Raw genomic sequence first — 14148 nt, forward strand, 5'->3', positions numbered from 1 at the left:
AAAAGTTTGACAATATGACAAAAAATCGGTTTATTACAGGATATTCTGGACTTAGAGCATTGGCAGTGATTGGCGTGATTTTATATCACCTGAATCCTAATACTTTCGTCGGCGGTTATCTTGGGGTGCCGATCTTTTTTGTGTTATCGGGATATTTGGTCACGGATCACATGTTTAAGGCATACCGTGAGCAGGGGTATTACGATCAACGCAAATTTTATTTAGGTCGGATTAAAAAATTATACCCGCAGTTAATTGCTGTTTTGTGGTTATCGGCCGCTTATATCTTTTTGTTTCAACGCAATTTACTAGTTAAGTTGGCCCAAATTGTAGTAGCTAACCTGCTAAATGTTTATAATTTTTGGCAGATTTTAAATGGTCAAAGTTATTTTGAAAGGTTTGCTACTAATGAATCACCGTTTACGCATTTATGGACAATGTCAATTAACGGTCAATTCTATCTTTTATGGCCAATCGTAATTTTTTTGCTAGTTAAATTCGCTAAGAAGCGAAAAACAAGTTTTTGGATCTTATTCGGTGTGTCTCTTGCTTCAGCGCTAGAGATGGCAGTGATGTATCATAGCGGTGTCGACATTAATCGAATTTATTATGGTACCGATACACGCTTTTTCTCATTAGGATTGGGCGCAGCCTTAGCAGTAATCTGGCCAATGGAAAAATTGCGCAAGAATGTTACTAAGGTTGATACGTGGCTGCTCGACGGCGTGGGCTTAGTATCATTATGCGGTTTGATTTGGTTATTCTTTAGTTCACAGATGAATCCGGAACAAGCATTTCCTTATTATGGCGGGATGCTATTATTTACGCTGTTAACGACTATCTTGGTTGGGATTATTGCTCATCCTGGCAGTCATTGGAATGAGTGGCTGACCAATCCTGTGTTTAACTGGATTGGTTCACGCAGTTATGGAATATACCTCTACCAATTCCCCGTGATGATTTTCTTTGAAGACAAGGTAACCAACATGGCGGACCACGTTTTTCTGTATCCGCTAATTGAAGTGATTTTGATTTTACTGTTAAGTGAAATTTCCTACCGCTTAATTGAACAGCCGTTAGGCAAAATTACGTGGGTTAAATTTAAGAACTACTTTAGGCATTTATTTAAAAAGTCAACCAAAAATTATTTAGGTAAATTACAGGCAATTGTCGGTTATTTGATATTTTTAATTGGTACCACAGGAATTTTGGTCTCACCGGCAGTCAAAGCGCAAGATTTTAATAAATCACAATTGGCGACCCGGATTAGGGCAAATCAGGTACAACAGAAAAAAGATAATCAAGTTTTAATTACTAAATTGCAAAAAGCCAAGAAAAAAACGCGGCAAAGGACTAAACTAGTTAATGAGGCACAACGTACGGCAAAAAGTCATCCAGTTAACCGGTCATTCAAAAAATATGGCATTTCACAAATAGACCTGCAATTAGCACAAAAGGTGCAGTTGACGGCGATTGGTGATTCCGTAATGGCGGGTTCAAGCAATACGCTTGCGCAGTTGATGCCTAAGGCAGTAATTGACGCTGCAGTCTCACGTCAATTAAGTGTGGCTACAGGCTTAATTAATCAGTATCAGTCCCAAAAGGCTTTAGCTAATAATGTTTTAATTGGCCTTGGGACTAACGGACCATTTTCAATGGGTGATTTAGACAAGTTAATGAAGCAGATGGGACCTAAGACGCAAGTCTTTTGGATTAATACGCACGTGCCAACCAAGCCATGGCAAAATCAAGTTAACAATTTGCTGAAAACGGCAGCTAAAAAATATCCGAATTTAATTATTATTGATTGGTATAATTATTCAAAGAAGCATTCCAACTGGTTTTATCAGGATAATACACACCCAACACCAGTAGGATCAAAGTATTATAGTGTTTTGATTGCGAAGACAATTGTCAAGCACGCAAGATTTTAGAACGGGAAAGATATGGAATTACAATTTCTAGGTACAGGAGCGGGCCAACCGTCCAAAAAGCGTAATGTTTCAAGTATTGCACTGAAGATGCTTGATGAAATAAATGAAATATGGTTATTTGATGTTGGGGAAGCTACGCAGCACCAGATATTGCGGACAAATATCCGTTTACGCAAGGTAACTAAAATTTTTATTTCACATAATCACGGCGATCATATTTTTGGGCTGCCAGGTTTGCTTGCTACTAGATCCTTTCAAGGTGATGTTGGGCCACTGACAATTTATGGCCCAAGTGGGCTAGAGCAGTTTGTGCGCACAGCTTTGCGAGTATCACGTACTAAGGTTACTTATCCAATTAAGTTTGTTGTTTTAGACCAGGGCGGCTTGATTTATCAAGGCCAGGGCTTTAAGGTTTATGCTGAAAAGTTAGTCCACCGTGTGCCTAGTTTTGGCTATCGGATAGTTGAAGATTCACATCAAGGTGAACTTTTAATGGATAAATTAGCGCAATATAATGTGCCAAACGGTCCATTACTTGGTAAACTAAAGAATGGTGAAAAAGTTTCGCTGGCTGATGGTACTGTTTTGGACGGTAAGGACTTCCTCGGTCCTGATAAACCTGGTAGAATAGTAACAGTTATTTATGATACTCGTTCAACACCAACAATTGCTAAATTGGCTCAGAATGCGGATGTTTTAGTCCATGAATCAACGTTTGCCGGCAATGAAGCTGACTTAGCGCATTCTTATTATCATTCAACTGCAGTTGAAGCAGCCAAAATTGCGCGCGATAATGGCGTTAAAAGTTTATACTTGAACCATATTTCGGCGAGATATTTGGGTGCTAAGGCTAAGAATTTAGAAAAGCAGGCACGAAAAGTATTCCCGAATACTAATTTGGCTAATGATTTTGACCGAGTAGAGATTCCAATGAAAGGTGAAAACAATGAGTGATTCGTTAAGAAATAAAGTAGTAGTTGTAACTGGTGCTTCTAGCGGCATTGGCCGTTCAATTGCATTAGAGAGTGCTGGACGTGGAGCAACAGTCATTTTGATTGCCCGCAGTCGCAGCATGGATAAGCTCAAGCAGATTGCTGCTGAGGCGCGGGAACTTTCTGGCGCGGCATCCTATACTTTCCCTACTGATATGGGGAATAATGACCAAATTGACGCTACTTTTAAAGAAATAATCAAGGTAACTAAGCACATTGATTATTTGGTTAACTGTGCAGGCTTTGGTAAATTTGAGCAATTTGTTGATACAGACCGGCGAGAAACAGCAGCGATGTTTCAAGTTAATGTCTTGGGATTAATGTACTTTACCAGACTAATTGGTCGGGTGATGATCGAGCAAAAGACCGGTCAAATCATTAACTTTGGTTCAATTGCGGGTAAGATTCCAACAGCTAAGTCTGCCGCATACAGTGCAACCAAAGCTGCAGTTATCCAATTTTCTAACGTTTTACGCCTGGAATTGAAGCCATTTGGTGTCAAAGTCATGACTGTTAATCCGGGACCTGTTTACACTAATTTCTTTAATATCGCTGATAAGAGCGGTAAGTATGCTGAAAGTGTAGAAAAGTTCATGCTTGATCCTGATGATGTCGCTTGGCAGGTTGTTCATTACTTTGGCAGTAATAAACGTGAACTTAATTTACCACTTAGCCTAGCCGTTTTAGCTAAACTATATAATCTGTTCCCAACGATTGGTGATAGTTTATCTTTAAAATATGCTTCTAGAAAGTAGGGCCTAACATGAAAGGCAAGATGCAACAGGCCAAATTAGTTTTTGGTTTAGTTCTAATTCTATTGGCTGTAATTTTTGTTGTGCTTAATACTAAGCCAGTCGCAATCAATTTTGGCTTCTTTGATGTCAAATTGCCATTAATTATTGTACTAGTAGTTATGATAATTATTGGTGTTTTGATTGGTTGGTTCTGGGGTTCAAATAAACATAATCAAGCTAAGAAAAGCTAATAAATCTTGATTTATTTATCATTCAATAGTATCATTAACACACGTGAGGTAATTTAGGCACTTTTATTAGTGTCCTAAAACTTAAATCTACAATAAAGGAGATCAATTTAAATGGCAGTTCCTAAGAGACATACTTCTAAGCAAAAGAAACGTTCACGTCGTGGCCATATCAAGTTAGCTGTTCCAGCAATGCATTATGATGCAACTACTGGTGAATACCGTTTGAGTCACCGCGTTTCACCTAAAGGTTATTACAAGGGTCGTCAAGTGGTTAACGAAACTAGCGCTAGCGACAACAACTAATTAAAGGACACCGAAATTTTGGTGTCTTTTTTTTGCCCAAATTTTGTAAAAATGATAGAAAGAAAAAATTATGAAATTAGTATTTTTACATTCTAGTGATATCCATGGGTATTTACTGGCAACAGATTATCAAGATAGGTCTAATTATCATGCACCCTTTGGGTTGAGCCGAGTTGCCAGCGTCATTAAAAAAGAGCGGGCAAAATACGGTGCTGAGCACGTGATTGTTACTGATGCAGGTGATTGTCTTCAAGGAGCACCGCTAGCGTCGTATGTCCACGCTGCAGGGACAAAGGATGCCCTGAAAGAGTACACTGCTAGCTATAATGCCATTGGGTATGATGCACGCGTTTTAGGAAACCATGACTTTAATTACGGCCAAGATTACTTGAAGTATTATCTTGCGCAAAATACGGCGCCAATGTTAAATGCTAATATTTTAAATGAACAGACTGATGAACCTGCCTTTGGGCAAGCTTACCGCATAATTGAAAAGCAGGGGATTAAGGTCGGCATAATTGGTATTACGACCCAATACATTCCTCATTGGGAACCAGATGACCATCTTACGGGTTTAAAATTTGCTTCAGCTTTTGCGCAAGTTAAGCACTACGCCCAAATTTTGCGGCCGCAAGTTGATGTCTTAGCAGTTGTTTATCATGGTGGTTTTGAAAATGACCCGCAGACTGGCAGTGAACTCATGCCGCATAATGGTGAAAATGAGGGTTACCAGATCCTAACCCAAATTCCCGAAGTTGATGTCTTTTTAACTGGCCACCAGCACCAAAAAATGCAGCTGGTAGCTAAGAAAACGGCGATTGTGCAGCCGGGCTACCGCGGCGAAGCTGTTGGCAAGGTCGTGCTTGATATTGATGAAACGACTAAACAAATCACGTCAATGACAACTGAATTGATTACAACTAAGGATTACGCAGAAGATCCGACTATTACTAAGCTAACTAAATCGCTGGATCAGGCAACGCAAAATTGGTTAGACAAGCCAATTGCCACGTTAAAAGACCCAGCACCAATTGGTAATGCCACTAGAGCGCGGCTAGAAGGAGCCCCATTTATCAACTTGTTGCAGTCAATGCAGCTGCATTTTACCGGTGCTGATATTTCGGCAACCGCGGTAATGAGTGAGACTGCCAAAGGCTTTGGTAAGCAAGTTACGATGCGTGATTTGGTGCTTAATTATCCATATTCTAACCAGTTATGTAAGGTAAAATTAACCGGTCGTGAGTTACGCCATGTAATTGAGCACAGTTTAGCGTTCTTAACTAAAGATGCCGCAGGTAAAGTTGGATTTTTACCAGAAAAACAGGATTTTCTCTTTAACTTTGATGTTTTTTATCCTGTAAATTATGAAGCCGACATTGCGCGGCCAGTAGGACAGCGGTTGACCAAACTAGAATTGAATGGACGCCCGCTTCAGGACGAACAGACTTATTACTTAGCCGTTAATAATTATCGTGTGATGGGCGGCGGCTTTTATCCTGAATATAGCCCTGATAAAATTCTTGAAATTTCTGACAAAGATTACGTGCAAATGTTCCAAGAGTTTTTGACAAGCAACAAAGTTAAAGTTGATGCACAAACTAATTATCATTTTTATTAAACATAAAAACCGCTAGCCAAAACAGCTAGCGGTTTTTAAATTCAAAATTATTTAAGCTTGGTAAAATTGCTTTTATCTTTACTTGAATGAGCGGTAATTGTTGGTATGATTGCCGCAAATAAAATACCGAAGATTACGCCAACGATGACGGCATCTTGTAAATTAAAGACGTTCTGTGTTAATGGTGCGGCAATAAAGCCCACGATTAACATGTAGATAACGCTCCAACAGATAGTCACGATATAACGACCCATAGTAGTACCCTCTTTCATACATAGTAGAATTTTAGCAAAGTTCATGTGCTTTTTCAAACTAAAAAGTTAGTTTTTGGTATACTAATTTTAGAAGAAAGGTGGCTCTCAAAGATGAAAATCGCCGCATTACAAAATATTAGCACGTTTACGCTGCTGGAAAGTCCCACTAAAGTTAAAGATTTACTGCAAACGGCAAAAGCTCAGGGCTATGAGGCTGTTGCACTAACCGATATTAATTTTACTTACGGGTTGGTTAATTTTTATGAATTAGCCCAAAAAGTCGGGATTAAACCGTTACTGGGAATGCAACTGCGGCTTAATGGCCTAATTGACAGTGCCCATCAATATGATCTAATTGCGCTGGCAAAGTCAGACGCTGGTTATCGTAATCTTTTGCGGTTATCGAGTGCAATTAACTTGTTAACGGAAAACGGGACTAACCAAAAGATACTGACGTTAACTGAATTAAAAAAATATTTAGGTGAATTGGTCTTGATTGTACCTGCTAATACAAATAGTGAGCTGGTCCACTTACAAGAAGAGCAGGAGCAGTTAGGGACTGAGTTTATCCGGCAGCTGCTCAAATTAGTGCCGCAATCTAGTTCATTATATTTAGGTGTATATGCCGCACACCATCAAGAAAATTATTTGGCTTATGTTCAAGCTTTGGCAAGGCAATTCACACTATCCTTAGTCAGTGTAGAAGATACACGTTATCTAAAGCCTAATGACCAGTTCTTGCGTAAGACATTGCAGGCAATTAAATCAGGAACGGTTTTGCAGGATACCGAAGCGCTGGCTAAGCAGAAGGGGTCGCATTTTTTAGCATCAACGCAAGAACTGAGTAATCGCTATCATGAAATGGATTTGGATGAAGCGCTGGCTAACACTTGGCAGATTGCCCAGGAATGCAATGCCAAGGTGGTTTTTCGCACGCCGGTTTTGCCGCAATATAAGCAGCAGCAGTTCTCAACTTCAAAGGAATATCTAAATTATTTAGCCCAAAAAGGATTACAGGAACGGTTCTTAAATCGCCAAGTTCCGAATGATTATCAAAAGCAATTAAATTACGAATTAGGGGTCATTGACCAGATGGGCTTCAATGATTATTTCTTAATTGTCTGGGATGTAATTAATTATTGCCATCGATCAGGAATTACCACTGGTCCAGGTCGAGGGTCAGCTTGTGGGTCGCTAGTATCTTATTCCTTGCGGATTACAGAAGTTGATCCTATTGAATATCATTTATTATTCGAACGTTTTTTAAATCCAGCAAGGCACGAAATGCCGGATATTGACTTGGATATTCCAGATAATCGCCGTGATGATGTGATTAAGTACATGTTTCAAAAGTATGGCATGGATCATGCGGCGCAGATTCTGACCTTTGGGACACTGGCTGCTAAGCAATCATTGCGCGATACGGGCCGCGTGTTTGGTTTAAGTGAAGCCGAATTAAATAAGTGGTCGAGTAGTGTGCCTTTTGCCAAGGGCAAGATTACACTGCAGGAAGCTTACCAGCAATCAACGAAGATGCGGCTGTTAGTTGAGGCTAGCCCTAAAAATAAATTGCTGTTTCAAACGGCTAGTGGCTTAGAAGGTCTGCCGCGGCACTATTCAATCCATGCCGCCGGACTAGTAATTAGCGATAAATCAATTGCGGGGATTTCTGGCCTGCAGACAGGTCAATTGGGGATTCCTGTTACCCAGCAGACTAAAAAATATGTAGAAGCACTGGGTTTATTAAAAATTGACTTTTTGGGCTTGCGTAATTTAACCATTCTGGGTGATACTCTCGAGTTAATTGCACGTCAGGGTAAAAAAATTGATCCTAACCAAATTCCGTTGGATGATTTTCAGACAATGAGAGCCTTCCAAGAGGGGAACACCGACCTAGTCTTTCAATTTGAATCAGGTGGAATTAGGCAGGTATTGCGAGAATTGCATCCAGATAATTTTGAAGATTTGGTAGCTGTTAATGCACTCTATCGTCCGGGTCCAATGCAAAATATCCAAACTTTTATTGCCCGCAAAAAGGGGAAGCAAAAGGTTACTTATCCTGATCCAACACTGAAAACGATTTTGGCACCAACTTACGGTATCTTGGTCTACCAGGAGCAAGTTATGCAGACGGCACAAGTTCTGGCTGGCTTTTCGTTAGGCGAAGCCGATATTTTGCGGCGGGCAATGTCTAAAAAGAAGCAGGATGTCATTGAGCAGGAGCGGACGAAGTTCATTGCTGGCGCGGTTAAAAAAGGTCATGCCAAAGAAGTGGCCGAGCGCGTTTATAATTATATTGAACAGTTTGCCAATTACGGCTTTAACCGGTCACACGCGGTAGCTTATACGAAGATTGCCTTTTGGCTGGCTTATTTGAAAGTACATTATCCAGCTGAGTTTTATGCGGCAATGCTTAATTCCAATAGCGGCAGCCGTCTGAAACTAAGTGACTACGTGATGCGTGCCCAAGAAACCGGTACTAAGATTTTGCCGCCTGATATTAATCATAGCAGCTTAGATTATCAGGTAATTAATGACAAAATTCTGGTTAGTTTAAAGGCAGTTAAGGGTGTGCGGTTAGATTTACTAACAGAAGTTATTCAGCTTAGGAAACAGAAGCCATTTACGTCGCTTGATGATTTTTTGCGCCGAATTGATGTTAAGTTCATTAAGGTTAAGGTTATTCAGGCGTTAATTCAGGCTGGTTGCTTTGACCATTTGTATCACAACCGCAAGGAGTTATTGGCAAACAGTCAGGAAATTATTGAAAATGTTCAATTAACGGGACAGAATTTGGCACTTTCCGAAAGTTTAGGCGGGGTGCCAATGAAGGAAATTCCTGAAGCTACCAAAGGGGAACTAGCAGAAATGGAGAATGAGGTGCTCGGCTTCTCAACAATGACCTCGCCGTTAGTTGCCGCACAAAAATATGCCGAACAGTTCAATGCTCGATCACTAAGTGACTTTGCGATTAATGATACGGGGATTGCTGTTGGTAAATTAATGACCCTCAAGTTAATTAGAACGAAAAAAGGCAGCACGATGGCTTTTGCCAGTTTTGCGGATTCAACCAGTCGGCAGGAAATTGTGATTTTCCCTAATATTTATGAAAAAGTGCAAGATAATCTCAAGGAAGGCAATGTTTATTTGCTCGGGATTAGAATTCAAAACGACCGCTATGATTCAAGTAAAAAACAGTATATTTTAACCAATTTAAAGACGATTAATTTTAAAGGCTAAATTATTTTTTTGCGCAAACCTTAACAATTAAGCTTTGATAGCGCTGACATTTTAAAAGGCTGATAAAGCGGGAAAAATAATCGTTTTTTGTGAGATTTTTTACCAAAAAAATGTTAAAATCTAAATGATGTGAGAAATTACACAATAAATCTTGATGAGGTGAATTCATGAAACGAATTGGTATTTTAACCAGTGGCGGGGATGCTCCTGGAATGAACGCGGCTATTAGGTCTGTAACTAAGACCGCGATTCATAATGGACTCAGCGTCGTTGGTATTCGTTATGGTTTTGCTGGGTTAGTTGCGGGTGATTTTATTCCGCTTACTGCGGAAGATGTTGACCACAAAATAAGTTTAGGTGGCACATTCCTTTATAGTGCTCGCTACCCTGAATTTGCACAACAGGAAGTGCAACAAAAGGGTGTTGAGCAGCTAAAAAAGCATGGAATTGATACTGTTATCGTTATCGGCGGTGACGGTTCATATCATGGTGCATTAGCCTTAACTCGTCTCGGTATTAATTCAATTGGTCTTCCGGGAACAATTGATAACGATATTCCGTACACTGATTATACGATCGGTTTAGATACCGCATGTACAACTGCGATGCAAGCAATCGACAAGATTCGCGACACTGCTAGCAGCCACCACCGTGTGTTCATTGTTAATGTGATGGGCCGCGATTGTGGCGATATTGCGATGCGTGTTGGCTTAGCCAGTGGTGCTGATGCAATTGTGATTCCTGAACGTGAATATGATGTTCAGAAGATTGCTGAAACACTCAAGCGCGGTTTTGCAGACGGTAAAGACCATGGTATTGTTGTGTTAGCTGAGGGCGTAATGAATGCCAATGACTTTAAGACTGAACTCTTAAAGTATGGTAATTTTGATGTTCGAGCTAATATTATTGGTCATATGCAACGTGGTGGTTCGCCAAGCGTTGTTGACCGAATTAATGCCACAAAGATGGGCAATTATGCGGTTAAGTTACTTCTTGATGGTCAAGGCGGTTTAGCTGTCGGCATGGAGAATAACGAATTAAGTACGCATAACATCCTTGATTTGTTTGATGAAAAACACCACAGTGATGAAACACTGCTAGATATAAATGAAGAAATGACTAAGTAATTAGCCGATTTTTGGGGAGATTTTTACATAATGAAGAAAACTAAAATTGTTAGTACGTTAGGGCCAGCTTCAAATGATATTGAAACAATCACAGCTTTAGCTAAAGCTGGTGCGAATGTATTCCGGTTTAACTTCTCGCACGGTGACCATGCAGAACACCTTTCACGGATGAAGATGGTTCGTCAAGTTGAAAAAGAAACTGGCTTAGTACTTGGTATTTGTTTGGATACTAAGGGTGCTGAAATCAGAACCACTGACCAAGAAGGCGGCAAATTCACCATTAATACTGGTGATGTTATCCGTGTTTCAATGGATGATTCCCAAGAAGGTAATAAGAACAAGATTCATGTTACTTATGAAGGTCTTTTCGATGATACTCATATTGGCGGCCACGTTTTAATTGATGATGGTTTAGTTGACTTATTGATTACCGATAAGGATGATGAACATCGCGAATTAGTCTGTGAAGCACAAAATACTGGTGTAATCGGCTCAAAGAAGGGTGTTAACGCACCTGGCGTTGAAATTCGGCTTCCAGGAATTACTGAAAAAGACGCTGACGATATTAAATTCGGTTTAAAGCATGGCATTAACTTCATCGCTGCTTCTTTTGCTCGTAAGGCTCAAGACATCTTAGATATTCGTAAATTATGTGAAGATGCTGGTTGTGACTACGTCAAGATTTATCCTAAGATTGAATCTCAAGAAGGTATCGACAATGTCGATGAAATTTTACAAGTTTCAGACGGTTTAATGGTTGCTCGTGGCGACATGGGTGTTGAAATTCCATTTATCGATGTTCCATTTGTTCAAAAAGATTTGATTAGACGTGCTAATGCACTTGGTAAGCCAGTTATTACTGCTACCCAAATGCTTGACTCGATGCAAGAAAACCCACGTCCAACTCGTGCTGAAGTTTCAGACGTAGCTAACGCTGTTCTTGATGGTACTGATGCTACCATGCTTTCTGGTGAATCTGCTAATGGTCTTTACCCAGTTAAAGCCGTTAAGGCAATGGCAGAAATTGATGAAAGAACCGAAGAACAATTACTTAAGCGTAATACTTTGGCTTTGCAACGTTTTGAAGAATACAAGGGTTCAAACGTAACTGAAGCAATCGGTGAATCAGTTGTTCGTACTGCTCAAGAATTGGGCGTTAAGACAATTATTACTGCAACCAACTCAGGCTATACTGCTAGAATGATTTCTAAGTACCGGCCAAACGCTGATATTTTAGCTTTAACCTTTGATGAAAAGATTGAACACTCATTAGGCATTACTTGGGGTGTTCAACCAATGTTGACTGAAAAGCCAACATCAACTGACGATATGTTTACAGTAGCTGCTAAAGTTGCCAAGGAACAAGGTTACGTTAAAGATGGTGACTTGGTAATTATCGTTGCTGGTGTTCCAGTTGGTGATTCAGGTACAACTAACTTGATGAAACTGCAAATTATCGGTAACAAGTTAGCTCAAGGCTTAGGTGTTGGTAATGGCTCTGTTGTTGGTAAGACAGTTGTCGCAAACAGTGCCGAAGAAGCTAACAGCAAGGTTAAGGAAGGCGACATTTTAGTTGCTAAGACTACAGATCCTGATTACATGCCAGCAATTAAGAAGGCATCTGGTTTAGTAGTTGAAGCATCTGGTTTGACTTCACACGCTGCTGTTGTTGGTCTGTCACTTGGCATTCCAGTTGTTGTTGGGGTTACTGATGCAACGGAAAAGATTGCCAGTGGTATCACCATTACGGTTGATGCACGTCGTGGTGCCATTTACCAAGGTGAAATTTCTAACCTGTAATAAATGCTAAAATTAAATAAAATAGTCAGCTTGAGTGCTGGCTATTTTATTTTGCACGATTTTCTTTTATACTTAATAAAGATAGAATTATGTAAAATTAGGAGAAGTGACTATGTTAGGCACGATTGAAACAGGTAAAGTAATTGATCAAAATGAAGACGCGTATTACGTGCAAATTGACGGCATTACTTATGAATTAAAGCGTAAGGAAATTACCCAAGAGGAAAAACCAAAGATTGGTGATGAAGTTCGCGGCTTTTTGTATGATGATAAGCAGCACAATCGTGAAATGACACAGTTTTTACCATTTGCGCAGAAAGACCAGTATGGTTGGGGCAAGGTTACTGAGGTCAAGTATAACCTAGGCGTTTTTGTCGATATTGGTTTGCCGGATAAAGATGTCGTTTTGTCGGTTGATGACCTTCCTTTTGATAAGGATCGCTGGCCTCGCAAAGACGATCAGCTGTTAGTTCATTTGGTAACTGACGAGAAAGACCGTGTTTGGGCCAAATTAGCTGATGAAAATATTTTTGAGCAATTATCAGCACATTTTCCTAATGATATGGAAAATAAAAATATCTTTGGTACGGTTTATGCTAGTCGGGAATTAGGTGCCTTTGTAATTACTAAGGAATATTACCTAGGTTTTGTCCATTCATCACAGATGGCGCGGCCATTGCGGTTAGGTGAACAATTTAAGGGGCGTGTTGTTGGCATTAGTCAGTATGGCCGGCTTAATTTGAGTAGTTTACCGCGGGCTTTTGAAGAAATTGACGATGATGCCCAGATGGTCTTGATGAGTTTGCGCCGAATGAAGACGAAAACCTTACCGTTTTACGATAAGTCCGATGCCCAAGAGATCAAGAATTACTTTGGCATCTCTAAGTCTGCTTTTAAACGTGCTTTGGGCCACCTGTTAAAGGGAAGATACATTACTGAAGACAAGGTTAGTGGAACAATCAGCCTAGTCAACGATCCAAATGATGACCAAAATGAGTAAATTGCAGGAACAGATTGAAGATTATTTGCGTTATAGTCAAATTGAACGTGGTCTAAGTGCCAATACGATTACAGCCTACCGCCAAGATTTAACGGAATTTCTTGCTTTTTTAACGCAAGAAAATTTTACGTCTTGGCCAACTAAGGCATTAGATATTGATGCTTTTTTGGCCCAGCAGCGCGACTTGAACAAGGCGACTAGTTCGATTAGCCGGATGATCTCAAGTTTGCGCAAGTTCTACCAGTGGTTAGCACGGCAAAACATTCAGAAATTAAATCCCATGCTGGAAATTGACCCACCCAAAAAGGAGCAGCGGTTGCCGGTAGCTTTGACAGTTGATGAAGTTGAAAGTTTGCTGGCACAACCTGATGTTCACCAAAAGTTGGGTTTACGTGACCGAGCTTTACTTGAGACGCTATATGCGACAGGAATTCGGGTCAGTGAGTTAATTAATTTGAAATTTGATGATTTGCATGAAGAATTAAAACTGCTGAAGGTTTTGGGTAAAGGCTCTAAGGAGCGGTTAATTCCGATTAGTACAGTTGCGATTTCGTGGATTGAAAGTTATCAGACTAAGGTTCGTGAACCACTACTCCTAAAAACCGGGAAGGCTAACGATTATATTTTTCTTAATAATCGCGGCGGTTCATTAACTCGCCAAGCTGTTTGGCAGATTATTAAACGTTATTGCCAGATGGCGGGAATAACTAAAGATGTGACACCACATACTTTGCGACATACTTTTGCGACGCATTTATTGGAAAATGGTGCTGATTTGCGGGTTGTACAGGAAATTTTGGGTCATTCTGATATCAGCACCACCCAAATTTATACTAATTTATCGCAAAAGCATATTTTACAAGTCTATGCCAAAACGCATCCACGAACTTAGGTG

General features: G+C 40.1%; 12 protein-coding genes. 11 read left to right on the plus strand and 1 reads right to left on the minus strand.

Going from position 1 to position 14148, the window contains the following annotated elements:
• Positions 1-14 precede the first annotated feature (14 nt).
• From OZX58_RS03860 to OZX58_RS03885, 6 genes are all read left to right on the plus strand, one after another.
• On the plus strand, positions 15-1934 hold the full coding sequence (locus tag OZX58_RS03860) for an acyltransferase family protein (RefSeq protein WP_277141610.1): 1920 nt from the start codon (positions 15-17) through the stop codon (positions 1932-1934).
• Between the two features lie 12 nt (positions 1935-1946).
• On the plus strand, positions 1947-2888 hold the full coding sequence (gene rnz / locus OZX58_RS03865) for a ribonuclease Z (RefSeq protein ID WP_277129698.1): 942 nt from the start codon (positions 1947-1949) through the stop codon (positions 2886-2888).
• Positions 2881-3681 carry an SDR family oxidoreductase gene (locus tag OZX58_RS03870; protein ID WP_277141612.1) on the plus strand — a complete coding sequence of 267 codons (801 nt, stop codon included), beginning with the start codon at positions 2881-2883 and terminating at the stop codon, positions 3679-3681. The genes rnz and OZX58_RS03870 overlap by 8 nt, the downstream gene beginning before the upstream one ends.
• 8 nt (positions 3682-3689) lie before the next feature.
• Complete coding sequence (locus tag OZX58_RS03875; protein WP_277141614.1) at positions 3690-3911, plus strand: lipopolysaccharide assembly protein LapA domain-containing protein; 222 nt, start codon at positions 3690-3692, stop codon at positions 3909-3911.
• A gap of 111 nt (positions 3912-4022) precedes the next feature.
• On the plus strand, positions 4023-4214 hold the full coding sequence (gene rpmF / locus OZX58_RS03880) for a 50S ribosomal protein L32 (RefSeq protein WP_277129694.1): 192 nt from the start codon (positions 4023-4025) through the stop codon (positions 4212-4214).
• A gap of 70 nt (positions 4215-4284) precedes the next feature.
• A complete protein-coding gene (locus tag OZX58_RS03885) occupies positions 4285-5832 on the plus strand; it encodes a bifunctional UDP-sugar hydrolase/5'-nucleotidase (RefSeq protein WP_277141616.1) in 1548 nt (515 codons plus the stop codon).
• A 47-nt stretch (positions 5833-5879) separates the two neighbouring features.
• Here OZX58_RS03885 and OZX58_RS03890 read toward each other — a convergent pair whose 3' ends face one another.
• Complete coding sequence (locus OZX58_RS03890; RefSeq protein ID WP_277129692.1) at positions 5880-6086, minus strand: YjzD family protein; 207 nt, start codon at positions 6084-6086, stop codon at positions 5880-5882.
• A gap of 111 nt (positions 6087-6197) precedes the next feature.
• On the opposite strand from OZX58_RS03890, the gene OZX58_RS03895 reads away from it, so the two are divergent.
• From OZX58_RS03895 to xerD, 5 genes are all read left to right on the plus strand, one after another.
• Positions 6198-9326, plus strand: coding sequence for a DNA polymerase III subunit alpha (locus OZX58_RS03895; RefSeq protein WP_277141618.1), 3129 nt, complete (start codon positions 6198-6200; stop codon positions 9324-9326).
• Positions 9327-9493: 167 nt separating this feature from the next.
• Positions 9494-10453, plus strand: coding sequence for a 6-phosphofructokinase (pfkA, locus tag OZX58_RS03900; RefSeq protein WP_277129690.1), 960 nt, complete (start codon positions 9494-9496; stop codon positions 10451-10453).
• A 30-nt stretch (positions 10454-10483) separates the two neighbouring features.
• Complete coding sequence (gene pyk, locus OZX58_RS03905) at positions 10484-12253, plus strand: pyruvate kinase (RefSeq protein ID WP_277129689.1); 1770 nt, start codon at positions 10484-10486, stop codon at positions 12251-12253.
• Positions 12254-12365: 112 nt separating this feature from the next.
• Entirely contained in the window at positions 12366-13253 is an 888-nt protein-coding gene (locus OZX58_RS03910; RefSeq protein ID WP_277141620.1) for a S1-like domain-containing RNA-binding protein, read from the plus strand.
• Positions 13237-14145 (plus strand): site-specific tyrosine recombinase XerD, encoded by a 909-nt coding sequence (xerD, locus tag OZX58_RS03915; protein ID WP_277141736.1) that lies wholly within the window; start codon positions 13237-13239, stop codon positions 14143-14145. The genes OZX58_RS03910 and xerD overlap by 17 nt, the downstream gene beginning before the upstream one ends.
• Positions 14146-14148: the final 3 nt, after the last annotated feature.

Source organism: Lactobacillus sp. ESL0680 (assembly GCF_029392855.1).
Taxonomy (GTDB): Bacteria; Bacillota; Bacilli; order Lactobacillales; family Lactobacillaceae; genus Lactobacillus.